The organism is Kitasatospora sp. NPDC052868, from assembly GCF_044547105.1.
Lineage (GTDB): Bacteria > Actinomycetota > Actinomycetes > Streptomycetales > Streptomycetaceae > Kitasatospora.
This window is the reverse complement of record NZ_JBITZW010000006.1, coordinates 172,063-198,580: the sequence shown is the minus strand read 5'-3', so window position 1 is coordinate 198,580 and position 26,518 is coordinate 172,063. Positions and strand designations below refer to the sequence as shown.

At 74.6% G+C, this 26,518-nt stretch carries 19 protein-coding genes and 1 pseudogene; 9 read left to right on the top strand and 11 right to left on the bottom strand.

The genetic code is table 11. The features are described from left to right. Nucleotides 1-71: 71 nt before the first annotated feature. The gene (locus ACIGZJ_RS13170; RefSeq protein ID WP_396457267.1) at nucleotides 72-545 is read right to left on the bottom strand and encodes an SRPBCC family protein; all 474 of its coding nucleotides are present in this window, start codon (nucleotides 543-545) and stop codon (nucleotides 72-74) included. Between the two features lie 163 nt (nucleotides 546-708). Here ACIGZJ_RS13170 and ACIGZJ_RS13165 point away from each other — a divergent pair, with 163 nt between their 5' ends. Beyond that, entirely contained in the window at nucleotides 709-1,578 is an 870-nt protein-coding gene (locus ACIGZJ_RS13165; protein WP_396457266.1) for an Fpg/Nei family DNA glycosylase, read from the top strand. 57 nt (nucleotides 1,579-1,635) lie between these two features. On the opposite strand, the gene ACIGZJ_RS13160 is transcribed toward ACIGZJ_RS13165, so the two are convergent. Beyond that, nucleotides 1,636-2,490 carry an SAM-dependent methyltransferase gene (locus ACIGZJ_RS13160; protein WP_396457265.1) on the bottom strand — a complete coding sequence of 285 codons (855 nt, stop codon included), beginning with the start codon at nucleotides 2,488-2,490 and terminating at the stop codon, nucleotides 1,636-1,638. Between the two features lie 238 nt (nucleotides 2,491-2,728). Between ACIGZJ_RS13160 and ACIGZJ_RS13155 the strand changes: the two genes are divergently transcribed. The 7 genes from ACIGZJ_RS13155 (at nucleotide 2,729) to ACIGZJ_RS13125 (ending at nucleotide 12,159) form a co-directional block, all read left to right on the top strand. Next, complete coding sequence (locus ACIGZJ_RS13155) at nucleotides 2,729-3,571, top strand: polysaccharide deacetylase family protein (RefSeq protein WP_396457264.1); 843 nt, start codon at nucleotides 2,729-2,731, stop codon at nucleotides 3,569-3,571. A gap of 191 nt (nucleotides 3,572-3,762) precedes the next feature. Beyond that, nucleotides 3,763-4,098 (top strand): hypothetical protein, encoded by a 336-nt coding sequence (locus ACIGZJ_RS13150; protein WP_396457263.1) that lies wholly within the window; start codon nucleotides 3,763-3,765, stop codon nucleotides 4,096-4,098. A 205-nt stretch (nucleotides 4,099-4,303) separates the two neighbouring features. Beyond that, on the top strand, nucleotides 4,304-6,013 hold the full coding sequence (locus tag ACIGZJ_RS13145) for a beta-N-acetylhexosaminidase (RefSeq protein ID WP_396457262.1): 1,710 nt from the start codon (nucleotides 4,304-4,306) through the stop codon (nucleotides 6,011-6,013). Between the two features lie 164 nt (nucleotides 6,014-6,177). Further along, nucleotides 6,178-7,251, top strand: a complete 1,074-nt coding sequence (locus tag ACIGZJ_RS13140; protein ID WP_396457261.1) for a class I SAM-dependent methyltransferase — start codon at nucleotides 6,178-6,180, stop codon at nucleotides 7,249-7,251. Between the two features lie 90 nt (nucleotides 7,252-7,341). Continuing rightward, complete coding sequence (locus ACIGZJ_RS13135; protein ID WP_396457260.1) at nucleotides 7,342-9,636, top strand: BTAD domain-containing putative transcriptional regulator; 2,295 nt, start codon at nucleotides 7,342-7,344, stop codon at nucleotides 9,634-9,636. Then, nucleotides 9,633-10,505 (top strand): sulfurtransferase, encoded by an 873-nt coding sequence (locus tag ACIGZJ_RS13130; protein WP_392934583.1) that lies wholly within the window; start codon nucleotides 9,633-9,635, stop codon nucleotides 10,503-10,505. Before ACIGZJ_RS13135 ends, ACIGZJ_RS13130 begins: the two co-directional genes overlap by 4 nt. A gap of 145 nt (nucleotides 10,506-10,650) precedes the next feature. Continuing rightward, nucleotides 10,651-12,159, top strand: a complete 1,509-nt coding sequence (locus ACIGZJ_RS13125; protein ID WP_396457259.1) for a M1 family metallopeptidase — start codon at nucleotides 10,651-10,653, stop codon at nucleotides 12,157-12,159. A gap of 96 nt (nucleotides 12,160-12,255) precedes the next feature. Here ACIGZJ_RS13125 and ACIGZJ_RS13120 read toward each other — a convergent pair whose 3' ends face one another. Both ACIGZJ_RS13120 and ACIGZJ_RS13115 read right to left on the bottom strand, forming a co-directional pair. Continuing rightward, nucleotides 12,256-13,644: a condensation domain-containing protein gene (locus tag ACIGZJ_RS13120; RefSeq protein ID WP_396457258.1), complete on the bottom strand. Its 1,389-nt coding sequence runs from the start codon at nucleotides 13,642-13,644 to the stop codon at nucleotides 12,256-12,258. A 156-nt stretch (nucleotides 13,645-13,800) separates the two neighbouring features. Beyond that, nucleotides 13,801-14,733 (bottom strand): MBL fold metallo-hydrolase, encoded by a 933-nt coding sequence (locus ACIGZJ_RS13115; RefSeq protein WP_396457257.1) that lies wholly within the window; start codon nucleotides 14,731-14,733, stop codon nucleotides 13,801-13,803. Between the two features lie 283 nt (nucleotides 14,734-15,016). Here ACIGZJ_RS13115 and ACIGZJ_RS13110 point away from each other — a divergent pair, with 283 nt between their 5' ends. After that, entirely contained in the window at nucleotides 15,017-17,797 is a 2,781-nt protein-coding gene (locus tag ACIGZJ_RS13110; protein ID WP_396457256.1) for a M4 family metallopeptidase, read from the top strand. An 88-nt stretch (nucleotides 17,798-17,885) separates the two neighbouring features. Here the strand turns inward: ACIGZJ_RS13110 and ACIGZJ_RS13105 are convergent, their stop codons facing one another. The 7 genes and pseudogenes from ACIGZJ_RS13105 to ACIGZJ_RS13075 all read right to left on the bottom strand — a co-directional run bounded on the left by ACIGZJ_RS13105 (nucleotide 17,886) and on the right by ACIGZJ_RS13075 (nucleotide 26,083). Further along, nucleotides 17,886-18,722 (bottom strand): class I SAM-dependent methyltransferase, encoded by an 837-nt coding sequence (locus ACIGZJ_RS13105; RefSeq protein WP_396457255.1) that lies wholly within the window; start codon nucleotides 18,720-18,722, stop codon nucleotides 17,886-17,888. Continuing rightward, nucleotides 18,722-19,441 carry an ABC transporter ATP-binding protein gene (locus tag ACIGZJ_RS13100; RefSeq protein WP_396457254.1) on the bottom strand — a complete coding sequence of 240 codons (720 nt, stop codon included), beginning with the start codon at nucleotides 19,439-19,441 and terminating at the stop codon, nucleotides 18,722-18,724. The genes ACIGZJ_RS13105 and ACIGZJ_RS13100 overlap by 1 nt, the downstream gene beginning before the upstream one ends. A gap of 5 nt (nucleotides 19,442-19,446) precedes the next feature. Next, a complete protein-coding gene (locus tag ACIGZJ_RS13095; protein WP_396457253.1) occupies nucleotides 19,447-20,190 on the bottom strand; it encodes an ABC transporter ATP-binding protein in 744 nt (247 codons plus the stop codon). Then, nucleotides 20,187-22,078: pseudogene (locus tag ACIGZJ_RS13090) on the bottom strand (branched-chain amino acid ABC transporter permease). Before ACIGZJ_RS13090 ends, ACIGZJ_RS13095 begins: the two are co-directional and overlap by 4 nt. 29 nt (nucleotides 22,079-22,107) lie before the next feature. Next, nucleotides 22,108-23,319: an ABC transporter substrate-binding protein gene (locus tag ACIGZJ_RS13085; RefSeq protein ID WP_396457252.1), complete on the bottom strand. Its 1,212-nt coding sequence runs from the start codon at nucleotides 23,317-23,319 to the stop codon at nucleotides 22,108-22,110. Between the two features lie 44 nt (nucleotides 23,320-23,363). Continuing rightward, nucleotides 23,364-23,777, bottom strand: a complete 414-nt coding sequence (locus ACIGZJ_RS13080) for a roadblock/LC7 domain-containing protein (RefSeq protein ID WP_396457251.1) — start codon at nucleotides 23,775-23,777, stop codon at nucleotides 23,364-23,366. Next, nucleotides 23,774-26,083, bottom strand: coding sequence for a nitrate- and nitrite sensing domain-containing protein (locus ACIGZJ_RS13075; protein ID WP_396457250.1), 2,310 nt, complete (start codon nucleotides 26,081-26,083; stop codon nucleotides 23,774-23,776). The genes ACIGZJ_RS13080 and ACIGZJ_RS13075 overlap by 4 nt, the downstream gene beginning before the upstream one ends. Between the last annotated feature and the right edge of the window lie 435 nt (nucleotides 26,084-26,518).

Genomic DNA, 26,518 nt, shown 5'->3' with positions numbered 1-26,518 from the left:
CCACAGTTGAAACCCGAACCATCGGGTCGAAGGCCCGTTGTGAAGATCCTCACGATGGCCCTGACCAGCGCTTATGTGGTCCCTACCGATGGCTCGGCGGTCTCCGCCGGCGCCTCGACCCGGGCCTCCACCAGACCCCGGAAGAGCTCCAGGTCGGCCCGGACCGCCCGCTCGATCGCCCCGGCCAGGGCGAAGCCGCGCGGACCGCCGAAGGCCTCGTGCACCGCCTCCGGGTCGTACTCCAGCCGGATCTGCAGCCGGGTGTGCGCCTGGTCCAGCGCCCGCAGTGCAAAGGCGCCGCTGAGCCGGAGGTCGTCGCCCGTGCGCCAGGACATCACCCGGCCCCGGCCGCGGTCGGTGATCTCGGTCTCCACGTCCTGCTCGGCCCCGTCGATCTCCACCCCGAGGTGCGCCAGGTTGCGGCCGTGCGGGTAGGCGCTGCGCACGCCGCCGACGAACTGCGGGTAGTCGTGGACGCGGTGCAGCTGCTCCCAGGCGGCCAGCACGGGGGCGTCGATGTCGATCTGTTCCTCAAGCGTGCTCATGGCGGGTCGGAGCCTCCTCGTCGCGTCCGAACACCCTCCAGCCTGCGCCCCTCGGTCGGTGGCGGGCAAAGGCAGACGGGGTCGGAGGCGCGGAGCCGGAGGTGTGGGGAGAGGGGGAGCGGGCCGACGGGCGGACGGCGGGGGGCTGCGCCAGACTGGGCCCATGCCGGAGCTGCCCGAGGTCGAGGCCCTCAGCGCCTTCCTGTCCGAGCGGCTGACCGGGCGGGTGATCGCCAGGGTCCAGCCGGTGGCGATCAGTGCGCTCAAGACCTACGACCCGCCGGTGACGGCGTTGGAGGGCCTGACGGTCGGCCCCGTCACCCGGCACGGCAAGTTCCTGGACATCGGGGCCGGCGGCCTGCACCTGGTGATCCATCTGGCCCGGGCCGGCTGGCTGCGGTGGAAGGAGCAGCTGCCCGCCGAGCCCCCGCGGCCGGGCGGGCGGAACCCGCTCGCCCTGCGGGTGCACCTGGACGGCGAGGCCGGGGACGGCTTCGACCTCACCGAGGCGGGTACCAAGAAAGGCCTCGCGGTGTACGTGGTGCGGGATCCGGCCGAGGTGCCCGGTGTCGCCCGGCTCGGCCCGGACCCGCTGGACCCGGACTTCACCCTGGCGGATTTCACCGCCCTGCTGCACGGCGAGCGGCGCCGGCTGAAGGGCGTCCTGCGGGACCAGGGCGTGCTGGCGGGTGTCGGCAACGCCTACTCGGACGAGGTGCTGCACGCGGCGCGGATGTCGCCCTACAAGGTGGCGTCGAGCCTGACGGACGAGGAGACGGCCCGGCTGTTCGAGGCGCTGGGCGGCACCCTCCGGGAGGCGGTCGAGCGCTCGCGCGGCCTGGCGGCGGGGGAGCTGAAGGCCGAGAAGAAGAGCGGCCTGCGGGTGCACGGCCGGACCGGGCAGCCGTGCCCGGTCTGCGGTGACACCGTGCGGGAGGTGTCGTTCGCGGACTCCTCGCTGCAGTACTGCCCGACCTGCCAGACCGGGGGCCGGCCGCTGGCGGACCGCAGGATGTCGCGGCTGCTGAAGTAGCGGGCGCTTCGTGGACGGGCCGGAGCCGGGGGCGCCTCCCCCCGGCTCCGGTGGCGGTTACTTCTTGCGGGCGACCGCGCCCCAGTAGTAGGCGGCGGTCGGGTCGGCGGGCGCCTCGCCGTCCGGGCGCCAGGCCATCACGGGGGAGACGCCCGGCTCGATCAGCTCCCAGCCGTCGAAGAACCGGGTGACCTCGTCGCGGCTGCGCGGCACCAGCGTCATCCCGCCCTGGCGGGCGGCCTGCGAGACCTTCTCGACACCCTCCGGGTCGAAGTCCTGGGTGGGGTGGGTGAGCGCGATGCAGCTGCCGGACGGCAGCGCGTCGCGCAGCTCGGCGACCTTGGCCCAGGGGTCGTCCTGGTCGGCGATCAGCATCAGGACGGCGATCAGCAGCAGGCCGACCGGCTGGTCGAGGTCCAGGGTGGCGGTCAGCGCCGGGTCGGCGAACAGCTCGGCGGGCTTGCCCAGGTCGGCGTGGATGTAGGTGGTGTGGCTGCCCGGGGTGCTCACCATCAGGGCGCGGGCGTGGGCCAGCACGATCGGGTCGTTGTCCACGTAGACCACGCGGGTGCCGGGGCTGACGGCCTCGGCGATCTCGTGGGTGTTGGGCGAGGTGGGGATGCCGGTGCCGAGGTCGAGGAACTGGCGGATGCCGTGCTCCTGGGCCAGGTAGCGGACGGCACGGCCCTGGAAGGCGCGGTTCTCCTTGGCCATCGCCTTGATGCTGGGGATCGCCTGCTCGATGGCCTGCCCCATGGCGCGGTCGGGCGGGAAGTTGGTCTTTCCGCCCAGCCAGTAGTCGTACACGCGTGCGGAGTGGGGAGCGCTGGTGTCGACACCGAAACGTTCCCAGTCGCTCTGCTCGGCGGGGTCGTTCCCGGGCTGGTCGGAGAAGTCCTGACTTGACGTCATGGCCACGTCCTCTAAAGACAGATCATCACACTGGTTGTCACGCTGGAGGGGTCAGCGTAGCGGTCCAGTCCACTTGTGGTCGATCGGTGCGGGGGCGGCGGCGCGACTGGGCCGTCGGAGTGGTGATCAGGGCCGTCGGTGTGGCCGGCGGGACGCCGCGGGCAAGGCGGGGGATGCATTGAAAATGCTGTCTGATCGTCAGATTACTTCGCGCAGATTGCTGCTGGTTGCGGCTGGAATGTCGCTGCTGGGAGCCGCTGGTTGCCGCAACCCCCTGGGGAGCGGCGGTGGTGACGGCGAGGCCGCGCCGGAGGCGCCGCAGGGCGCCCCGACCGGGTCCGAACCGGCCGCCTCCCCGGGCGGTGCACCCGCCGCCGCACCCTCCGCCACCTCCCCACCGACCTCCGCCGCCTCTCCCGCGTCCACCGCTGCGCCCTCGGCCGCCCCTTCGTCCGCGCCCTCGGCGGTCCGGGCGGTGACCGCGGCCGAGAGCAAGCCGGTGTACGAACTGGACGCCGCACGGAGGGTGGTGGCCCTCACCATCGACGACGGCCCGGATCCGAAGCACACGCCGATCGTGCTGGCGCTGCTCCAGCAGTACGGGATCAGGGCGACCTTCTTCCTGATCGGCGAGAACGCGGCCGAGCACCCCGCGCTGGTCCGCGAGATCGCCGACCGGGGCCACCACATCGCCAACCACACCTGGACCCACCCCGACCTGCGGGAGCTGTCCGAGGGGAAGGTCCGCGACGAGCTGGAGCGCACCTCCGACCTGCTCCACCGGGCGACCGGGCGGGCGCCGACCTGGTTCCGGGCGCCCGGCGGGGACTGGGGCTCGACCTCGCTCAAGGTGGCCGCCTCGCTGGGGATGCGGCCGATGGCCTGGTCGGTGGACCCTCGGGACTGGGCCCGGCCGGGGACGACGGTGATCACCGACCGGGTGCTCAAGGACGTCCGACCGGGTGCGATCGTGCTCAACCACGACGGCGGCGGGGACCGTTCGCAGACGGTGGCGGCCCTGAAGACGTACCTGCCGGTGCTGATCGACTCGGGCTACCGCTTCACGGCGCCGCCGACGTGACGGGCGCGCGCCCGGTCGCCGAGGGGTGCCGTTATGTTCGGGTCGACTGCCGGTCGGTAGCGGTTATTCGGACCAAACCACCCGAAAGGATGGTTTGGGAGAACCGTTTCTGCTGATTTTGGGCCTCTAGGGTGATCTCGCATCAATTCCCCAGGTACCACCGGGTACCGCCCTGAAAGGGCTCATCCGCCATGCGTCTCCGCAACGCCGTGCTCGCCGCCGCCAGCGCGCTCGCCCTCGCCCTCGCCGTTCCCGCCTCGGCCACCGCCGTGGGCGGCGAGTTCCGCTACAAGTACCGGAACTTCCTGGGGGAACAGCTCGGTGCGCTCTTCGACCCGGCCGGCCGTGCCTGCGTCAACCTGCCGGAGGCCGGCCGGAACGAACCGGCGTACGCGCCGAACAACCGCACCAACTCCACGGCCACCGTCTTCCCCGAGTTCGACTGTGAGGGGGACACCTACTACGTCCTGCGGCCGGGCGGGCGTGCCGGGGACCGGCTGCTGGTCCGCTCGGTGGTGTTCTCCTAAGCCTGGGGGTGCGAAGGCCTGGGGTGGGTGCCGCCGTGCCGGGTCGAGTGGCGGACGCGCTGCCCGAGGGCGGCGCGTCCGCCAATTCGCTCCGGGCGCGGGACAATTCGAAGATTGGTTGAGACCATTTCGGTGAAACGGCCGTGGACGACGGCCGACGGCGTGCAGCAGGGCACCTGCGTGCACCACGACACCGGGGGCGGCCTTGCCGATTCGACCAGCCGGGCGCTCCGCCCGCACCAGCAGACTGCTGATCATCGCCGTCGTCCTGGTTCTGGCGGCGGGGTTCGGTCTGCACCGCGCGCTCGGCGGCGGTGAGGAGGACGGCGGCCATCCCAGGTTCGTGGACCGGACCGGACCGCGCACCGGCGCCCGGATCATCCCCGCACCGCTCTCCGCGACCGCCGGCACCGGGCCCTCCTTCGAGCTCTCCGCGCAGACCGCCGTCCGCATCGGCGCCACCGGTACGGCGGAGCAGCGCGCGGAGATCCGCCGGACCGCCGAGCAGCTCGCCGAGGCGCTTCGCCGGCCGACCGGCTTTCCGATCGCCGTGACGGACGCCGTGACCAGTGCCGAGCCGGGCGCCGAGCCCGGCGGGCCGGCCGGCGGCATCGTGCTCGCCCTCGACCCCGCGCTGCCCGAGGAGACCGGCCCCGAGGGCTACCGGCTGACCGCCGGCGGCGCGACCGCCAGGATCACCGCCCGCACCCCGGCCGGCCTCTACCGCGGCACCCAGACACTGCGCCAACTGCTCCCCCCGCAGATCGAGAGCCGCACCCCCGTGGCCGCACCGGTCAGCTGGCAGGCCGCCGCCGTCGACATCACCGACCGGCCCCGCTACGCCTACCGGGGCGCCATGCTCGACGTCGCCCGGCACTTCTTCACCGCGGACGAGGTCAAGGGCTTCATCGACCGGCTGGCCCTCTACAAGGTCAACCACCTGCACCTGCACCTGAGCGACGACCAGGGCTGGCGGATCGCCGTCCCCGGGCGGCCGGAGCTCACCTCGGTCGGCGCGACCAGCGAGGTGGGCGGCACCCCGGGCGGCTTCTACACCGAGGCCGACTACCGGGAGATCGTCCGCTACGCGCAGGAGCACTACCTCACCGTCGTCCCCGAGCTCGACCTGCCCGGGCACAGCAACGCCATCCTCGCCGCCTACCCCGAGCTGGACTGCAACGACAGCGCCCGGCCCTGGCCCTACACCGGGATCGAGGTCGGCTTCAGCCTGCTCTGCGCGAAGGACGAGCGGACGTACGCCCTCACCGCGGACGTGATCAACGAGGTCGCCCGGCTCACCCCCGGCCCCTACCTGCACCTCGGCGGCGACGAGGTGCGCAAGCTGGCGCCCGAGGACTACCGCGCGTTCGTCCGCCGGGTGAGCGCGCAGGTGGTCGCGGCCGGGAAGATCCCGGTCGGCTGGAATCAGACCGCGTCGGCCGCCGGCCCGGGCGGGGTCGGGCTGCTGCAGTACTGGGACGGCAAGGGCACCCGCGACCAGGACCTGAAGGACGCGGTCGGGCGCGGCGCACAGGTGATCATGTCCCCGGCGGGCCGGACCTACCTCGACATGAAGTACGAGGCCTCCTACCCCCTCGGCCTGAGCTGGGCCGGGACGGTGGACGTCTGGTCCACCTACTCCTGGGATCCGGACACCCTGGTGGCGCTGTCGCCCGGCGCGGTGCTCGGGGTCGAGGCGCCGCTGTGGACGGAGACCCTGAGCACCCCGGCCGAGCTGGACAGGATGCTGCTGCCCCGGCTGCCCGCGATCGCCGAACTCGGCTGGTCCGACCGGTCCGCCCACGACTGGCCGCGGTTCCGGCAGCGGCTCGCCGAGGAGGGCGCCCGCTGGGAGGCGGCCGGCTTCGGGTACGAGAAGCGCTCGGAGGTGCCCTGGCCGGGCCCGGGGCACTGAGCGGGACCCATTCCTCGCCCACGCCTCCCTCCACGTCGACCGGCGGCCGACCCGTGGGGCGCGGCGTAGCGTGGCTGGGGGAGGGCTTTCACGGACGCCGGGCCGGGGCCGCGGGGGGAGGCCGGTTCCGGGCCCCGCGTGATCCCGGTGACGGAGGAGGAGCGATGTCCGTACGGGAACCGGATCCGGTGAGGCAGGAGGCCTTCGCGGGTCGCATGGTGCAGGTGTTAAACGACGCCTGCCTGGGATTCATGGTCAGCGTCGGCCACCAGACCAACCTCTTCGACACCATGGCCGGTCTCGACGCCTCGACCAGCGCGGAGATCGCCGAGGCCTGCGGGCTGGACGAGCGCTACGTCCGGGAGTGGCTGGGCGCCATGGTGGTCGGCGGGATCGTCGACTACGACCCCGGGCAGCGCACCTACACGCTGCCGCCCGAGCACGCCGCCTCGCTGGTCCGGGCCGCCGGGCCGGGCAACATGGCTGGGCTGATGCAGTACCTCGCGCTGATGGGCGAGGTCGAGCAGCAGGTGGTGGAGTCCTTCCGGCAGGGCGGCGGCGTGCCCTACACGGCGTACCCGCGCTTCCAGGCCCTCCAGGCGGAGGAGTCCGCGCGGGTCTACGACCTGGCCCTGGTGGACGGGGTCGTCCCGCTCGTCCCCGGACTGGCCGACCGGCTGCGGGCCGGGATCGACGTCCTCGACGTCGGCACCGGGCAGGGCCACGCGGTGAACGTGCTGGCCCGGGCGTTCCCGGCGAGCCGGTTCACCGGCCTCGACATCGCCGAGAACGGCATCGCCGCCGCCCGCGCCGAGGCCGCCGCACTCGGCCTGGCCAACGCCGACTTCGCCGTCGCCGACTCGGCCGAGCTGGCCGGCAGCTACGACCTGGTGACCGCCTTCGACGTGATCCACGACCTGGCCCGCCCGGCCCGCACACTGGCCGCCGTCGCCGGCGCGCTGCGCCCCGACGGCGTCTTCCTGATGGGCGACATCGCCGCCAGCAGCCTGCTGGAGGAGAACGTCGAGCACCCGTTCGGCCCGGCGCTGTACACCATCTCGACCTTCTACTGCATGACCGTCTCGCTGGGCGAGGGCGGCGAGGGCCTCGGGACGGTGTGGGGCGAGCAGACCGCGCGGCGGATGCTCGCCGAGGCCGGGTTCGGCCCGGTGGCGGTCGAACGGGTGGAGGGCGACGACCTGAACCTGTACTACGTGGTGCGGTCGGCCGGCGGGTAGCCGACGTCGAGCGCGGGCAGGATTCGCCGACGGGTCGCCCCGGGCGTAGGTTCGAGGTGTTCGAGGTGTCCGCACGGAAGGCACCGGCGCATGCTCGAACTGCGGATCGGACTTCTCGGCGGTTTCCGGGTCCGGGTCGGCCCGCAGGAGGTCGCCGACGGCGACTGGCACCTGCGGAAGTCCCGGGACCTGGTCAAACTGCTCGCCCTCGTGCCCGGCCACCGGCTGCACCGCGACCGGGCCGTCGCCGCGCTCTGGCCCGAACTGCCGCCGCCGGCCGGCGCCGACCGGCTGCACCAGGCGCTCGACCAGGCCCGTCGCACCCTCGACGCCCGCTCCTCGACCACCCAGCGCTTCCTGGCACCCGGTGACACCCCCGCGCTGCGCCCGGAGCACGTCCGGGTGGACGTCGAGGAGTTCGAGCGGGCCGCCCTGCACGCCCGCCGCAGCCGCGACCCCGCCGCGTACGAGCGGGCCGTCGCCCGCTACCGCGGCGACCTGCTGCCCGAGGACCGCTACGAGGAGTGGGCGGCCGGGCGGGAGCAGGCCCTGCACGCCGAGTACCTGGCGCTGCTGGTCGAACTCGGCGGGCTGCGCGAGGCCCGCGCGGACCTGGACGGCGCCGCCGCCGTGCTGCGCCGGGCCGTGGCGGCCGACCCGCTGCACGAGGAGGCCTCGCTCGCCCTGATGCGGGTGCACGCGCTGGCCGGGCGCCGGTACGAGGTGCTGCGCGAGTACGACCGGCTGTCCGCCGCGCTGGAGCGCGAACCGGACGGCGGCGGGCCCGGACCGGCCGCGCAACGGCTGTGGGATCAGGTCCGCACCGGCCGGGAGGTCCGGGCCGAGCGGGCCGGCGAGCTCTGGGAGCGGGTCGGCGACCTGCGGATGCGCTCCGGCGACACCGCCGGGGCCGTCGCCGCGTACGGCTGCGCCCTGGTGCCGGCCGTGGTCGACCTGCCCGCCTCGCCGGGGCTGGCCACCCCGGCCGCCGTGGCCGCGGCGGCGCGCGGCGGCGTCGTGCTGCGGGCGGCGCGTCTGCACCGCAAGGCGGCCGCCGCCCGACTGGCGGGCGGCGACGGCGGCGCCGCCGAACCGCATCTGAGCGCGGCCGAGAGCGTGCTCGCCGGGAGCGGCGGCCACCCGGCCGAGACCGGTCGGCTGCTCGGGGTGCGGGCCGCCTGGCTCGCCGCCACCGGCCGTGACGCGCCGGCCCGGCGCGCCGCCGAGGCCGGGCTGGCCGTCGCCGAGGAGCACGGCACCCCCGAGGACCTGGCGGCGGCCGACGAGGCGCTGGCCCGGGTGCACCACGTCCAGGGCACCTGGCGCGAGGGCCTGCACCGTGACATCGAGCGGCTCGGCCCTGCCGGGGACGCCCGGACGGACCGGATCTTCGAACTGCACGGCTGCCTCGGCCAGTACCAGTCGGCCGGGGACGGGCCGGGCGACGAGGCGGCGGAGGACTACGCCCGGCGGACGCTGGACCTGGCGATCGCCCGGGGCGCCCGCCGGGCCGAGGCCTTCGCCTGGTGCCTGCTCGGGGAGTCGCTGCTGCTGCACGGCCGCTGGGACGAGGCACCGGGCTGCCTGGAGCACAGCGCCCGGCTGCACGAGGAACTGGGCGGCCCCGGAGGCGCGCTGCCCTGGCAGCGGCTCGCGGAGTACGCCGCCGGGCGCGGCGACAGCGCGGCCGCGGCCGACTTCCTGCGGCGGGGCGCGGCCGCCGCCGCCACCGCACCGCCCGGGCCGCACACCTTCGGCCGGCAGTACGCCACGGCGGCCTTCGACGCGCTCGAGCGCGGGGAGCCGGGCGAGGCGGTCCGGGCCGTGCGCGCAGCCGCGGCGGCCGCGGCCCGCTACGGCGAGTGCCCGAGCTGCACGGCGCTGCTGTACCCGGTGGCGGCGGAGGCCTGCGCCGCCGTCGGCGACGCCGGGGGCGCGGCCGAGCACGCGGCGGCGGCGCGGGCCCTGGCCGGGCGGTTCGAGAGCCCGGCGTGGCGGGCGACGGCGCAGTCGGCGCTCGGCTCGCTGGCGGCGGTGAAGGGCGACCGGGTGGGTGCCCGGGCCGGGCACCTGGCCGCCGCCCGGCTGTACGAGCGGGCCCGGCAGCCGTACTGGGCGGCCCGGGAGAAGGTGCGGGCGGTGACCGGCGGCCCGCGGGGCGAAGGCGGCCCGGGTGCGGGCCCGGCCTCCGACGAGGTGCTGTGCGGGGAGGCGGCGGCGGTGTTCGAGGCGCTGGGCGCCCGACGGGCCCTGGAGCGGCTGCGTGCGGCTCCGGTCGGCGCGGGCGGGAGGCCGGGAGGCCGGGAGGCGGGGGTGGGTGCGTCGCAGCGGATCCGGGGGACCGGCGCTTCAGGTGAGTGGGAACGAGAGGAGAGACGACCATGACCGGCAACGGCTACGCACACCCCGAGTCGCTGGTCCGCACCGAGTGGCTGGCCCGGCACCTGGACGACGGCACGATCCGCGTCGTCGAGGTCGACGAGGACACAACCGCGTACGAGCAGGACCACATCCCCGGCGCCGTCGGCTGGAACTGGACCACCGACCTGCACAGCCCGGTGGGCCGCGACTACGTCGACCGCGAGGGCGTGCAGCAACTGCTGCGCTCGGCCGGCGTGGAGGAGGACACCTCGGTGGTGCTCTACGGCGGCAACGACAACTGGTTCGCCGCGTACGCCTACTGGCTGCTGCGGCTGCGCGGCTTCGCGCAGGTGCGGCTGCTGGACGGCGGCCGCAAGAAGTGGGAGCTGGAGCAGCGCGAGCGCACCCGGGAGGTGATGGACTACCAGCACACCGGCTACCGGCTGCCCGGACCGGAGCACCCCGAACTGCGGGCGCTGCGCGACGAGGTGCTGGCCAAGGCGGAGGTGTTCGCCAAGCCGGGCTCGGACGCGGTGCTGGTGGACGTCCGCTCGCCCGCCGAGTACCGCGGCGAGGCGCTGGCCCCGCCGCATCTGCCACAGGAGCAGGCGCAGGTGCCCGGGCACATCCCCGGCGCGGTGAACATCCCCTGGGCGCAGGCGGCGAACGAGGACGGCACCTTCCGCTCGGCGCAGGAGCTGCGCGCCCTGTACGGCGGGCAGGGGGTGGAGCCGGAGCGCGAGGTGATCGCGTACTGCCGGATCGGCGAGCGCTCGGCGCACACCTGGTTCGCGCTGACCGAGCTGCTGGGATACCCGCACGTCAAGAACTACGACGGATCGTGGACCGAGTACGGCTCGCTGGTCCGGGCGCCGGTGGCGGTGGGGGCTTAGGGCGGGGTTCGGGGTTGCCGTGAGTTTCTTCGCATGAACATTTCATAACAGAGGCGTGGAGCAGGGCCCAACGGGACAGGGATCGAGCCGGATCACCCCGGTGATCGGAACCATCCCACTGTCCCAGTGACCCTGGAGGACCACCGTGCGCAAGAGGCTGATCGTCTCTGCCGCCAGCGCTGTCGCCCTGCTCCTGGCCGTTCCCGCGTCCGCCGCCCAGACCGGGCCAGGTGCGGCCGGCGCCGGGGACGCGTACTACCCGACCTACGGCAACGGCGGGTACGACGTCTCGCACTACGACATCCGGTTGAAGTACCAGCCCGCCACCGACGAGTTGGAGGGCACCACCACCATCCTGGCCACCGCCACCCAGAACCTGTCCCGGTTCAACCTCGACTTCGCGCTCGACGTCAAGCAGGTGCTGGTCAACGGACGGGTGGCCCGGTTCGCCGCCACCGGGGAGCAGGAGCTGGAGATCACCCCCGACCGGCCGCTCGCCAAGGGCGCCCAGGCGACCGTCGTCGTCCGCTACGCCGGGATCCCGTCCAAGGTGAAGCGCTACGGCTTCACCGCGTGGCTGCGCTCGCCCGACGGAGGCGTGGCGGCCGGGGAGCCCGAGTCCGCCTGGTGGTGGTTCCCCAGCAACGACCACCCGACCGACAAGGCGACCTTCGACGTCTCGGTCCTGGTGCCCGACGGCTCCCAGGTGATCAGCAACGGCGTCCTCACCGGCCAGACCTCCCAGGCCGGTTGGACCAGGTTCAGCTGGCGCGAGAACAAGCCGCAGGCCACCTACCTGGCCACGCTCGCCGTCGGCAGGTTCGACATCAGCACCGACACCACCCCGAGCGGCCTGCCCGTCTACAACGCCTACAGCAAGGACCTCGGCGAGAACGCGGACGCGGCCCGGGCCAGCGTCGAGCGCACCGGCGAACTGGTCGACTGGCTGAGCGGCTACTTCGGCGAGTACCCGTTCAGCTCGGTCGGCGGCTACGTGCCGAACGTCACCGCCGGCTACGGCCTGGAGACCCAGACCCGGATCTTCTACGGCCCGCGGCAGTTCGCGCGCGGCGCCAACACCTCGGTCGTCGTCCACGAGTTGGCCCACCAGTGGTACGGCGACAGCGTCTCCGTCCAGCGCTGGAGCGACATCTGGCTCAACGAGGGCTTCGCGCGCTACGCGCAGTTCCTCTGGTCGGAGCACGAGAACGAGGGTACGGCGCAGGAGATCGCCGACTACGTGTACGCCTCCCACCCGGCCGACGACCCGTTCTGGACCGTCAAGCCGGGTGACCCGGGCGCCGACAACCAGTTCTCCGGCGCCGTCTACGACCGGGGTGCGGTCGCCATCCAGGCGCTGCGCAACACCGTGGGCGAGGACGCGTTCTTCCGGATCCTGAAGGGCTGGCCGGCCGAGCGGAAGTACGGCAACGCGACCATCCAGCAGTTCCAGGCGTACGCCGAGCGGGTCTCCGGGCGCCAGCTCGGGGACCTCTTCACCACCTGGCTGTTCACCGCGGGCAAGCCGGCGCTCAACTCGGCCGGTGTGCCGGGGGTGGCGGCCGCGTCGGTTGCCAAGGCCCCGGCGCAGCCGCAGGAGCCGAAGTCGTGGAAGGCGATCCAGCAGACCAACACCGTGCACGAGGCCCACTGACGGCTCACCGGCGGTGCGGTCGACCGTCCGTGCCCGGCCCGCAGCAGCGGGCCGGGCACGTGGCTCAGGCGTGGCTCAGGCGTGGCGTGGGCCGTGTCAGGCGTGGCCGAGCGCGTGGGCCTCGGTCAGGACCAACTCCTCGACGCCGTACAGGAAGCGCTCGATGTCCGGGCGGGGGAGCACCGCCGGGTCGGCGGTCATCGAGAGCCGGAGCGCGACGGGCGTCTGGAGGGCGTCCAGGGCGTAGCTGAGCCCGGGGCGGGGCTCGAAGTCGACCGGCCAGGTCAGTGTGGTCCTGGCCCGGGTCCGTGTCAGCGGCTCCCCGGCGGGCGGGAGTTCGGCCTCCGCGTCCTCGGGCCGCGGCGGCGGGGCCAGCTCCCGGGTGTCGTTGACGATGCAGGAGCGGTCGGCGAGCGGGACCTGCTCGGTGGTGAGCTTCTCGATGTCCTCGTCCAACAGCTGCTTGTCGAAGTACGCGTGGCGGTAGGCGGCGATCGTGGACGCGTGGGTGCGGCGGACCAGGGCGGCGAAGTCCTCGCCGGCGTCGGGCAGATGGAGGACGGCGTCGCCCGCGACCACGTTCACCGCATGGGTGAGGCCGGGCAGGAAGCGGTTGTTGACGATGACCTGGAGCACCGCGTCCGGGTGGCCGGACAGCCGGGAGGTCATCGCCCCGATCGCGGCCAGCAGGACGGAGGCGGAGCTGGCCCGGTGGCCGGCCGCCACCAGGTCGACGGCGCGGAGCAGGGCTGGAGAGGTCAACTCGGCGTTGGGGAAGCGCCGCTCGGGATCGGCTCCGGCCGGCAGCGGGAAGAGCCGGGGCGGGCCGAGGCGCAGCTTGCGCAGGGCGTGCTGCCGGGCGTTGGAGTCGCGTCGGCGGCCGCGCTCGGAGGTCTGGAAGTCGGCCTCCTCCAGGGGCTGTTGGCTGGGCCGCAGCTCCCTGATCCGCTCCGGTGAGGTGCCCAGGACGAGTTCGGTGAGGTCCATCACGAGCCGGCTCATGCCGGTGCCGTCGACGGCGGTGTGGGACAGCACCAGGGTCATGTGCCGTACCAGGCCTGCGGATTCCACCAGGCCGATGCGGATCGGCCACTCCTCGGCGCAGTCGAAGGGCAGCGCCGCCAGTTCGTCGTGCAGGGCGCGGCCGGTCTCGTCCGCCTCCTGCGGACTACCGTCGCACGGCCGGGAGTGCACGGGCAGCCGCCCGGCGGGGTCGACGGTCTGCCGCAGCACGCCGTCCTCGTCCAGGTGCAGCCGGGTGTGCAGGGAGTCGTGCAGGTGGAGCAGGTGTCCGAGGGCGTCCAGTACCGCGGGCAGCGGGACGCCCTGCTCCAGCGGGGTGGCCACCGTGATGTTGTAGCGCGGCGCGTCGGCCGGCGCGAGCCTGCTCACCGCGGTCCAGATGGCCCGCTGACCCCAGGTGGCCGGTCCGGTGCCGGACCGGCCGGACGAGAAGGTGATCTCCAGCTGCTGACTCGTGGTCACCGTATGGGTCTCCGATGTGCGGTTCCGGGCCGGGTGCCTGGCCCTGGCGGTTGGACGGTACGCGGTGCCGGGTGGAACGAGTGTGGCGTACCGTCCCGCCCGCGTCGAGAGTGGGCGGCCCGGGGTCTCGGTATGTGGCCGGTCCGACCGGACAGGCTAGGCCCGGCAGGTCGGCGGCCGGCCGTGGAACCGGGCCATCTCGGCGAACAGCGCGCCGACGTCGAGCGGGTCGCCGGGCGCGGCCCCGCGCAGCTCGGCGTAGGCGCGATGCAGGTTGGGGACCAGTCGTTCGGCGTCGACGAGCCGGGCGAACCCGCCGAGCCGGCAGTCGCGGGCGGCCTGGAGCGGGGTGAGTCCGGCGGCCAGCCCGTCCCGCGCCACCTCCTGGATCCACCGCAGATAGCGTTCCGTCTCGTCGAACACCTCGGGGCCGCCCACCGGGCCGTGCCCGGTGACCACCGTCCGGGCGCCGAGGGAGCGCAGCCGGCCGATCACCGCGATCGACGCGGAGACGGAGCCCATCGCGCAGAACGGCGTGACCCCCGACATCACGATGTCCCCGGTGAACAGCACGCGCTGTCCGGGCAGCCAGACCACCGTGTCGTCGGTGGTGTGCGCGGGGCCCGGGTGGATCAACTCGACGACGGTGTCGCCGACATGGAGCGTCAGGCCGTCGCGGTAGGTCAGGGTGGGAAGGGAGGGCTGGAGGTCGCCCCAGCACACCTCCGGCCACAGGGTGGTCAGGTGCAGTCCGGCTGCGGCCATTTCGCTCCGGGTGCGCTCGTGGCCGATCACCAGGGCCTCGGGGAAGACGAAGTTGCCGTACACGTGGTCGCCGTGGAAGTGGGTGTTGACCAGGTAGTCCGGCATCGTCGGGGAGACCGTCCGGACGGCCTCCCGCAGGCGGCGGGCCCGGGCCTCGGTCGCCGCGGTGTCGATCAGGGCCGTCCGGCCTCCCGAGACGATGACGCCCGCGTTGTTGAGGCACCATCCGCCGTCCGGTTGGACGTAGGCGAAGACCCCGTCGGCCACCTCCTCCAGTCGGCCGTCGGTGCGGGGTTCGGTGGCTGCCTGTTCGGGTGTGGTCACGGGATCTCTCCTGGGAGGTCCGGAGGGCTCGGGCGGGGTTGCTCGGGCGGGGTGGTTCGGGCCGGTCCCACCATCGCGGCCGGGCCTCGAGTACCGCTCGAAGGCCGGGTCGGGGCATTCCGCTCGCCGCCATATGCAGGTAGTCGACATATCTCGACTGAAGGCATATGGTCGGCATGTGGCGGCCCGTCAACTGCAGCAGTCGGCAGGCCCCGTGCCCGCCGTGCCGGCCTACGCCCTGCGGGCCACCACCACCGATCCCGCACTCCATGGGAGGACCGAAGTGAACCACCGTTCCCGCACGCCCAGGGCGCTCGGCGTCGGCATAACCGCCGCCCTGAGCCTGGTCCTGGCGGCGTCGCCCGCCCTGGCCGGACCGACCGCCGACCCCGACCCCGTACCCGGCCTGGTGGCCGGCGAGGGCACCGCCACCCCGCAGCTGGTCACCGGCCTCGACGAGGCGGCCCCCGGGAGCCCGGCCGACGCCGCCCGGGCGTATCTCGCGGCCCACTCGGACCGGTACCGGATCGACCCCGGGCAGCTGACCGAGATCGGCACCGAGCGCGCGGCCGACGGCCGGACCACGGTGAGGTTCGAGCAGCGCCACGGCGGCCTCCAGGTGTTCGGCGCGCAGTACCTGGTCCACCTCGTCGGCGAGGGGGCCGACCAGCGGGTCGAGTCGGTCGGCGGCAAGTACTTCACCGGCCTCACCGCGCCGACCACCGCCGCCGTCCCGGCCCCGATCCTGCGCGAGCGGGCGCTCGACGCCCTCAAGGACCCGCGCGCCCGGGCCGGGGCCGCCGTCGAGGACCGCGGCCTGGTCGTGCTGCCCGGCGGCGCCGGCCGGCTGGCCCAGCACTTCACCCTGACCGCCGCCGACCCGGACGGCGGCGGCCGGCTGGTCCGCGAGGTCTACGTGGACGCCACCGTCGGCGTGGTCGCCCTCGCCCACGACGCCCGCGCCCCCTACCCGATGGGCGGCGCCGGCGGGGCCGGTGCCAAGGCCGGTGCGAAGGCAGGGGCCAAGGCCGCAGCCGGCTCCGCCGCTCGCGACGGTGCCGCCGCCGGTGCCCCCGCCGGCGTCGAGCCCGCCGTCGGCACCGCCCCGGACGCCTTCGGCCGCTCGGTCAAGGTGAACATCGGCCGCCTCCCGGACGGCAGCTACCAGCTCACCGACCTCACCCGGTCCGCCGCCATCAGCACCTACGACGCGGCCGGCCGGGACTCCGAGGACTTCAAGGGCACCATCCCCGCCGACAGCGCCCCGGCGCACTCCGCGGGCCCGGACTTCCCCGCGTCCACCGGTACCAGCGGCGCCACCAACGCCCACCTCAACGCCGGTACCGTGTACGACTTCTACCGCAACCGGCTGGGCCGGGAGGGCCTGGACGGCAAGGGCGGCCCGATCACCTCCGTGGTGAACGTGACCTTCGGCGGCCAGCAGATCCCGAACGCGTACTGGGACGGCTCGAAGATGGTCTACGGCGGCGGCGGGCCCACCTACCAGCCGTTCGCCGTGGCGCTCGACGTGGCCGGGCACGAGATGACCCACGGCGTCATCAGCAACTCCGCCGCCCTCGCCTACGTCGGCCAGTCCGGTGCGATGAACGAGGCGATCGCCGACTACTTCGGCAACGCCATCGAGGTGACCGCCCGCGGCCAGTCGATGAACGACCCGAAGGCCGCGCTGCTCGGCGAGAGCCTGTGCCGCACCGGCACCCCCGAGGAGTGCGCGGGGCGTCGGCTGGACGACCGCCGCAGCACCGTGACCGACTACATCGGCGCGGGGCTCGACGTCGACAACGGCGGGGTGCACCTCAACTCCACCATCTTCGGCGGGGCGTTGTGGGACATCCGGCGCACCCTGGACCCGCTCACCGCCGACCGGCTGATCTACCGCGCGCTCACCGGCTACCTCACCCCGCTGGACGACTTCGTCGACGGCCGCAACGCGGTGTTCGCCGCCGGCCGGACGCTCAACCTGAACCGGGCCCAACTCCGCGCGGTGGAGAAGGCGTTCGACGCCCACGGGATCCGGGCCGGCTGGCAGAGCCGGGTCGGCCTGGACAGCCGCCCGCTGCTGCGCGACATCTCCACCACGATGGCCACCCCGGCCGCCGCCAACGGCCACTGGGTGATGATGTCCAACACCGAAACCCTCAGCAAGACCGCGCTGTTCACCGGCTCCACCAACGGCTCCGGCACCCCCACCCGGCTCAGCCCGGAGGACGGCCGCTACCACGGCTGGGCCGCCACCGACGGCACGTCCGCCGCATGGGTGGCCGTCGGCCCGGACGCCCAGGGCGTGTTCGGGATGGAACTGCTGACCGGCCCGCTGACCGGCGGCTCGATCCGCAGCCTGTACCGCTCCGCGAACCAGCAGCCCGGCGACCTCAGGGTGTCCGGCAACGAGCTGGTCTTCCGGACGACCGACTACGCCACGGACCAGACCACGATCCACCTCTACCGCGACGGCATCCAGGCGGCGGAGATCCCGCTGCCCCAGGGCCACTCCGCGGCGGGCCTCGCCTTCAAGGACGGCGTCATCGCCTGGTCCGAGCAGTGGGCGGTCGGGGACGACTACTCCTTCGCGCCGACCGTCTACTCGATCGCCGCGGGCAAGGTCGTCGCCCAGTACCCGGGTACCGACGGGGCCGGGGGCACCGACCCCCAGCTCGCCGGCGGGCGGCTGTTGTGGAAGGTGACGTCCGCCGACCCGTCCAAGAAGAGCTCGATCCGTTCCGGCGCGCTGGACGGCTCCGGTGTGACCGAGGTGCTGTCCGCCGACTCGCCCGTCGCCGCCCGGGGCCTCTCCTTCACCGCCTCCGACCAGGCCGTCACCGTCGAGCAGCCGGGCAGCAAGCCCGCCGGCGGCTGGACCAACGCCGCGCTGCCCAAGCTCTGGCAGCTCCCGATCACCGGCGGCACCCCCCAGCGGCTCTCCTGCAACCGGGGCAGCCAGGCCTTCGCCGCTGCCGACCAGGGCACCCGCGTCGTCTGGCTGGACGCCACCGCGGGCCGCACCGACCTGGTGGTCCGCGACCGTCCGGCCGGCTCCTGCTGATCCCGCCGACCCACGGTCACGGCCCGGCCGGCCACCGCACCCCGCGGTGGCCGGCCGCGGCCGTTGCGGTGCCCGGCGGGGAGCCGGCTCACTCCGGTCGGCGGGCCGAGGTGGAGACCAGGGTGTAGGAGAGCGCCTCGAAGCCGGGCCGGCGGACCAGTGCGCGGAACCGCTCCAACTCCTCGGGCAGCAGGCCGGCGGCGAGCAGCGGCTCCTGGAGCTGGCGCGAGTTGATGTCGTGGAGCCGGGCGCCGCCGTCGTGGGTCCAGCTCTCGGCGTGGACGGCGGTGTGGACCTCGGTCAGGCCGAGTCCGGTCATCGCCCCGTGGACCTGGCGCCCCCAGTCCAGGTCGGCGCCCCGGTCGCCCAGCACGGCGAGGACGGTGTCGACGACCCGGGTGAAGAGCTCGCGTTCGGCCGGGTCGACCGGGCTGAGGACGGAGAGCGGGCTGCGGTCGAACTCCTCGACCAGCAGCACGCCGCCGGGCCGCAGCGCGCCGGCCAGGGTGGCGAGCACGTCGCGGCGTTCGGGCAGGTGGAGCAGGAGCAGGCGGGCGTGGATCAGGTCGAAGGGCCCGCCGGGCGGGGGCTCGTGCCGGACGTCGTGCCGCCGGACGAGCACCTCCGCGGCCGGGCCGGTCGAACCGGCCGAGCCCGCCGGGCCGGTGGCCCCGGCGGATCCGGTCAGCCGGGTCGGGTCGAGGTCGGTGGCCGTCACGGAGCCGCCGGGGCCGGCCAGGGCGGCGAGCATCCGGGCGACCGACCCGGCACCCGCCCCGACCTCCCAGCAGCGGGCGCCCGCCGGGACCTTGAGCCGCTCCAGGTGGGCGGCGGTGACCGGGTCGAGGGCGGACTCCAGGACCTGGAGCTGGTCCACGGCCTCGTCGGCGCGGTTGTCGAAGGCGTAGTGCGCGTCGGTTGGCATCAGAGCGACTCCTGCGGTGCTTGGCGGGGTGGGGTGAGGGCGGCGAGCACAAGGGCGTGGTCCCGGCGGGCGGCGGCGCCGTCCAGGGCGGTGGTGATCCGTCCGGCGCCGAGCACGGTGATCCGGTCCGCGATGGGGAGCACCAGGGCCGGCCGCGGCGCGGCGAGCAGGACGGCCAGTCCGTCGTCGGCCAACCGGCGTGCCAGGTCCAGGACATCGGCCGCCACGGCGGGGGCCAGGCCCTCGGTGGGTTCGTCCAGCAGGAGGACGCGGGGGCCGGTGAGCAGGGTGCGGGCGATGGCGAGCATCTGCTGCTCGCCGCCGGAGAGGCGGTCGGCGCGCTGGTTGAGCCGCTCGCCGAGCCGGGGGAGCAGGTCGAGGACCCGGTCGGGCGACCAGGCGGTCGGCCGCCGCCGGTGGGCCACCCTGAGGTGCTCGGCCACCGTCAGGGAGGCGAAGACCCGGCGCCCCTGCGGGACCAGGCCGATGCCGGCCCGGGCGCGGCGGTGGGCCGGGAGGCGGGTGACGTCGGTGCCGGCCAGCGAGATCTGGCCCGAGGCCACCGGGAGCAGACCGGCCAGCGCGTGCAGCAGGGTGGTCTTCCCCGCGCCGTTGGGCCCGAGGACGGCGTGCACCGAGCACCTCCCGGCCGTCAGATCGATGCCGTGCAGCACGGTGCCGCCGTTGTAGCCGGCCCGCAGGGAGTGTGTTTCGAGCATCCGCCTCACCCGGACCGGATGTCGAGGTAGGCCTCCCGGACGGCGGGGTCGGCGCTGATCTGCTCCGGGGTGCCGTCGGCGATCGAGCGGCCCTCGTGCAGCACGGTGACCCGGTCGGCCAAGGCGTTGACGAAGGCCAGGTCGTGCTCGATCAGCAGCATGGCGACCTCGGCGGGGACCTGCCGCAGGACCGTCACCAGCCGGTCGGTGTCCTCCTCGGTGAGGCCGGCGGCCGGTTCGTCCAGCAGCAGGACCCGGGGCCGGGCGGCGAGTGCGGCCGCGATCTCCACCAGTCGCTGCCGCCCGTGCGGGAGCCGGCCGGCGGGGTGGTCGGCCGACTGCGCGAGGCCGACCCGGTCGAGCAGGTCGTGGCAGCGGCGCCCGAGCTCCCGGTAGCGGCGGGGGCGCCAGAGCCCGCGCAGTTCGGTGTGGCGCCAGGCGGCCAGGGCGACGTTGTCCAGGGCGCTCAGGCTGCCGAGCACGGCCGGCTGCTGGAAGGTGCGGGCGATGCCGAGGCGGGAGCGCCGGGCCGGTCCGGCGCCGGTGATGTCCCGCCGGTCGAGCGTGATCCGGCCGGCCGACGGCGCGACCGTGCCGGCCAGCAGGCCGAGCACGGTGGACTTGCCGGCGCCGTTGGGCCCGATCACGGCGTGGCGGGTCCCGGGTTCGATCGCCAGGTCGAGCCGGTCGACGGCGACCAGGCCGCCGTAGCGGCGGGTCACCTCGCAGAGGGCGAGCAGGGCGGTCACGGGCCGGCCTCGGGGGTGGTGGCGGCGGGCGCGGGCCGGGCGGGCGGCACCGGGGGCGAGCCGTGCATCAGCCGGGGGAGGCGGATCCCGGCGAACCCGCGGGGCAGCAGGTACACGGCGGCGATGAACAGGGCACCGAGCAGCAGCGGGCCGTGCCCCGGCCAGTGCGCGGCGAGCTGGTCCCGGGTGACGAGCACCAGGGCGGTGCCGGCGAGCGCGCCCAGCGGTGACGTCACACCGCCGAGGACGGCGGCGAGCAGGCACAGCGAGGAGGTGGTGAAGCCGACGTCGGCGGGGGAGACGTAGCGCTGCGCGGTCACCAGCAGATGGCCGCCCACCCCCGCCAGGGCGGCGGCCCCGACATGGGCGCCGAGGAGCACCAGGGTGACGGGGTGGCCGCCGGCCCGCATCCGCGCCTCGTGGTCGCGGCACCCGGCGAGCAGCAGCCCGAGCGGCGAGCGCAGCACCAGGACCGTCGCCGTGACCGCGCAGGCGGCGACGGCGACCACGTACCGGTAGACGGCCGGGTCCTCGGTCAGCGGCGCGGCGCCCCAGAACGCGCGGACCGGCGCGATGCCGGCCAATCCGTCGGTGCCGCCGGTGACCGAGCTCCAGCGGGCCGCGGCGGTGGCGGTCAGCTCTCCGAGCGCCAGCGTGATCATCAGGACCGTCACGCCCCGGGCCCGGGCCACGACCGGCCCGGTCAGCAGGGCGAACAAGGCGGCGGCCAGGGCCGCGGCGGCGACCTGCACCGGACCGGTGTCGACGCCTGCGCGGCCCAGCAGGGCGGTGGTGTAGGCGCCGACCGCGTACGGCGCGGCCTGGCCGAGCGTGGGCAGCCCGGCCCGGCCGGTGAGGACGGTGATGCCGACGGCGACCAGGCCGAGCGCGGGTACCGGGGTGAGCAGGACGAGCGTCGACTCGTCGACCAGGGCCGGCAGGGCGAACAGCGCGAGCGCGGTCGACACCGGGGCCCAGAAGGCCGGGTGCGCGGCCGGCCACCGTCGCCCGCGCGCGGTCATCCGCGGGCTCCCCGGGCGCCGCGGCCGCGCAGGACGAGCGCGGCGGCCATCGCCGCGAACAGGAGGTAGGGGGCGGCGTCCGGTGCCAGGTCGACGCCGAGGGTCTGCACCTCGCCCACGGCCACCGCCGCCACCAGGGCCCCGAGGACCGAGCCCAGGCCGCCCAGCACCACCACGATCAGCGAGAGCAGCAGGACGGTGTCGGCCGTGCGCGGGCCCGGGCCGATGATGGGGGCGCCCAGGACGCCGGCGAGGCCTGCCAGGGCCCCGGCGCCCGCCAGTACGGCGGCGTGCACCAGCCGGGGGTCGGTGCCCAGCCCCGCGACCATCTCGGCGTCGTCCACCGTGGCGCGCAGCAGCGCGCCGGCCCTGGTGCGGCGCAGCAGCAGCTGCCCGGCCGCCGCCAGCAGCGCCGCCACCAGGATGAACGCCAGTCGGTAGACCGGGTAGCGGTGCCCCCCGAGGTCGGCGCTGCCGTCGAGGACCGCCGGCAGCACGACCGGGAGCTCGTCGGGCCCGGCGACGGTGCTGAGCAGATCGCCGCCGACCAGCGCCACGCCGAAGGTGAGCAGCGCCTGGGCGAGGTGGCCGCGTCGGCGGAGCGGCGCGGTGAGCGCGGCGAGCAGGCCGCCCCCGGCGCCGGCCGCCGCGGTGCCGACGGCCAGGGCGAGCAGCAGCCCGCCCCACGAGCCGTCCGACAGCGTGGCGGCCGTGTACGCGCCGACGGCGTAGAGGGTGCCGTGGGCGAGGTTGAGGACGTCGCCCGTCCCGAACGCCAGCGTCAGCCCGGCCGCCGCCACGTACAGCAGCAGGCCGTACGCCACGCCGTCGACCGCGGGCACCAGATGTGCGTCGATCAGGCCCATCGGCGGCCCTTCCCCGTCCCCGACCCCGCTCAGCTTCCGATGGTGGCGAGGTCCTGGACCATCTGGTTGGACAGGGCGCGGCCGTCGCTCTTGACCTCGCGCAGGTACCACTTCTGCACCGGCGAGTGGGTGTTGCTGCCGAACTGCCAGGTGCCGCGGGGGCTGTCGATCTGGCCGAGGCCGGCGATGGCGGTGTTCAGCGTGTCCGAGTCGAGCTTGGCGCCGGCCGCGCCGATCGCCTTGTCGAGCACGGAGGCGGCGTCGTAGGAGGCCATCGCGTAGGTGGTGGGCGGGGACTGGTACTTGGACTGCCAGGCCGAGACGAAGGCCCGGTTGGCCGCGTTGTCGAGGTCCGGGGCGTAGTTGAGCACCGAGCGGATCCCCTTGGCGGCGTCCCCCTGGGCGGTCAGCACGCCGCCCTCGGTGAGGAACCCGGCGGCGTACAGCGGGGTGCCGGCCAGGTCGGACTGGGCGTACTGCTTGACGAAGTCGACCGCTGCGCTGCCGGCGTAGAAGCAGTACACCGCCTTGGCCTTGGAGTTCTTGATCTTGTTGAGGTAGGGGGTGAAGTCGGTGGTGCCGGGGAACGGCGTGAAGGTCGCCTTGCCGCCGGCGAGCTGCCCGCCGGCCTTGGTGAACGCGTCGGTGAACCCGCGCAGTTCGTCCCAGCCGCCCTGGTAGTCGGGCCCGATCGCGTAGACCGGGCCGTCGACGGTGTCGTGCACGTACTGGGCGATCGCCGCCCCCGGCTCGTCCGACATGAAGCTGGTGCTCCACTGCCGGCCGACCTCCTTGACGGCGGGGCGGCCGTTGGAGCTCACCAGGGGGATCCCGGCCTCGGTGAGCAGCGGGGAGATCGCGGCGACCGAGCCCGCGCCGACCACACCGGTGACGGCGAGGACCTTGTCCTGCTTGACCAGCTTGGTGGCGGCGGGGAGTGCGGTCGGCGCGCCGTCGCCCTCGTCGGCGACCACCAGGTCGACCGGGTGGCCGCCGAGCCTGCCGCCGTGGGTGTCCAGGTAGAGCTGGAAGCCGTCCCGCAGGTCGGTGCCGACGGACTTGTACGTCCCGGAGAGCGACGCCAGCAGCCCGATCCTCACCGTGCCCGCACCGCCGTCGGCCGCGTCGCCGCTGCGGCCGCCGTGGCCGCTGGTGCAGCCGGTGGCGAGGAGCAGGGCGGCGAGGAGGGCGCACCCGCGGGCGGTGCCCCCGGTCGGGCGGCGGCCGAGGATCGGTGACATGTGTGCTCCCGGAGTTGGGGTGGCGGACCGGTGTCGAGGGTCGGTCAGGAGGGCGTGTCGAGCAGCTTGGGGCGGGCCGTGGGGGTGAGCTGCGGGCCGACCTGGTTGATCAGCTCGGCCATCTCGAAGGAGACCTGGCCGATGTCGCAGGTCTTCGAGGCCAGCACCAGCAGCGAGGCGCCGGTGCTGACCGCCATCGAGAAGAGGAAGCCGCCCTGCAGTTCGGTCAGGTTGCTGATCACCGGCTCGGCCTTCAGCAGCCGTCCGGCGCCGGCCAGCAGGCTGACCAAGCCGGAGGCGATCGCGGCGAGCTGGTCGGCGTGCTCGGTGTCGACCTCCCTGGTGGCCGCGATCAGCAGTCCGTCGGCGGACACCGCCACCGCGTGGGTGATCTCCGGGACCCGGGCCGCGAAGTCGTTCAGCAGCCAGTCGAGATCGTGGGTCGAGGGGGAGGTCATGCGTCTTCCTTCTGGTTCGGGGTGGAGAGGAGGGGCTTGGGGGCGCCGCGCCCGGCGCGGCTGGCGCCGATGCCCCGGGCGTAGGCGGCCATCGAGGCCGAGACCTGCCCGGGGTCGCGGTGTGCCAGCCCGTGCGAGGGGTGGGCCGGCTCGGGGGCGTCGGGGGTGCCCGGCGTGCCGGGGGCCGGCGGGTGGGTCTCGGCCTCGGCGGCCGGGCCCGCCGGACGCCTGCGCCGGGGCAGGCCGCTTCCGGTGGTGCCGGCGTCGGTCGGGGGTGCCGGTGCCGGTGCCGGTGCGGGCGTGATGGCGGGCAGCAGCTCGGCGTCATCCGTTGCGGTTGCGGTTGCGGGTGCCGAGGTCGCAGCCGGGGGCAGGGCCGGGGCCGGGACCGGCGTCGGGTCGGCGGCCTTGGCCAGGCCGAACACCGAGTCCGGAAGGGTGACCTCGGCGATGGTGCCGCCGCCCGGGCGCGGGCGCAGCTCGACCCGGATGTCGTACCAGGAGGCCAGGTGCCCGACCACGGTCAGCCCCATCGCGCGGACGGCGGCGATCTCGACCGGCGGCGGTGCGGCGAGCTTCTCGTTGGCCGGTGCCCAGCGGTCCTCGCCCAGGCCGATGCCCTCGTCGCAGACCTGGATCACCAGCCGGTCGGTCAGCAGCCGGGCCTCGGCCGTCACCCTGGTCTCGGGCTTGGAGAAGGCGGTGGCGTTGTCGAGCAGTTCGGCGACGAGGTGGACCAGGTGGTCCACCGCCCGTCCCTCGATCAGGACGCCCTGGTCGGTCGTTCCGACGTCGACCCGGGTGTAGCGCTCGATCTGGGCGGCCGCCGCCCGCAGGACGTCCTCGACCGGGGCGCTCCCCGACCGCACCCGGGCCGTCGCCTCGCCACCGAGGACGAGCAGGCTGTGGTTGTTGCGACGCATCCGGTTGGCCAGGTGGTCGAGCTCGAAGAGCCGGGCCAGCCGTTCGGGGTCGGGCTCGTCGCGCTCGGCCGCGTCGAGCGCCCGGACGAGTGCGCCGGTCAGCCGCTCGGCCCGGCGGGCCAGGCCGACGAAGACGGTGCCCATCCGGTCGCGCATGGCCGCCTGCTCGGCGGCGATCCGCACGGCCTCCCGGCTGACGGTGTTGAAGGCGGCGCCGACCGCGGCGATCTCGTCCCGGCCGCGGACCTCGACGGCGTCGCCCGCCGCGGCGGCGAACTCCTCCGGTGTCGCCCCGCCGAGCGCGCCGCCCGTCGACAGCGCGGCGACGGCCGCGGGCAGGCGCTCGTGGGCGACCGCGTGCGCGGCGTTGCGCAGCCGGCGCAGCTCCCGGATCATCGGCCGGCCCAGCCGGAGGGTGAGCACGATCACCGCGATCACCGCCAGCAGCACCGCCAGCCCCTCGCTCAGGGCCAGCCTGCGCTGCGTGTTGCGGAAGTCGGTGACGCTGGCCAGCGTCGAGGCGTTGACCTTCTGCTCGACGCGCTGGAGCCGGTCGGTCCGCTCGTCCGTCACCGTCGTCCAGCTCGCGTCCACCGGGAGCGGCTGGCCCGTCGCGGTACGGGCGACGGCGTCCTCCAGCCGACCCGCGGCGATGATGCCGGGACCGGTCAGCGAGCGGTCCAGCCAGGTCTGCCACTCCGGGGTGGCCGCCCGCTGGAACTCCAGGACGGCCTCGGTGTATCCGGTGCGGGTGGCGGTGATCGCCTGCTGTGCGGCCGGGGTGAGGACGCCGGAGGCCCGCGAGGTCAGGACCGCGACCTCCTGCTGGCTCACCGACTCCTGGGCGCGGGCCAGGGCCACTCCGCTGTTGATCCGGTCCGCGAGGTCGGCCCCGGCGCGCCCGGCCTCGGCGACGTCGCCCCGGTAGGCCAACAGGTCGGCGATGAGGATCCGGTAGCGGAAGGTGGTCGCGGACAGGGCGGTGCTCGGGCCCGACTCGACCTGCTTGCGGAGCGCGGGCAGCGCCGCGAGGTCGTCGTCCACCTGGCGGAGGCGTCCCACGGTGTTGCCCCGGCCCGCGTGCATGCGGCCCCGCAGCTCGCGGTACTCCGCGATGCTCGCGTCGGTCGCCTGGAGCTGCCGGAGGTAGGCGTTGGTCCGGTCGGGGTTGGCCTCGCCGGTCAACAGCGCCGCGGCGCAGGTGCGTTCCCGCTGCAGCTGGCGGGTCAGGTCGCCGACCTGGGCGCTGATGGCCACCATCGAGCGCAGCTGCGCGGCGCCGAAGACCTGTCCGGCGGTGATGCGCAGCGCAAGCGCCGCGAAGGCCACCACCGCGAGCAGCGGCACCGTGGCGAGGATGGCGAGTTTGCGGGTGATCCTCACCGGGCCGGTCCTCCGGCCGTCGGCAGAGGGTTGGTCGGGCCTTGCTGGTGAGCAGTCATGGCGCGCCTTGCGTGGTGATCGGAGGGGGCGGGCAGGGGAACGAGGGTGCGTCAGCCGCTGGGCGGTCCTCCATTGGGCGCGTACCTGACACGATGCTGCGCCGATCATAGTGGCGTCAGTCGATCACGTCTTCGAAACCTGCGGAAGCCTAGCCAACTGATGGAGCGTTAGGAAGTTGCCTGGGTAATCCCCTTGTCCGGACCGGTCGGGGCCGCCCGTTCCGGCCCTCGTACGCCCGGCGCCGTGCCCGCGGCTCCGTGCTCCCGGCTCCGTTCCCCCGTAGGGCGCCGTCACGCATCCCCGGCAGGCCGGTGACCGGCCACATTACGTCGGGATGACTGATGCCGGTCGGGGGCCGTCCGGCCTACCGTCAAT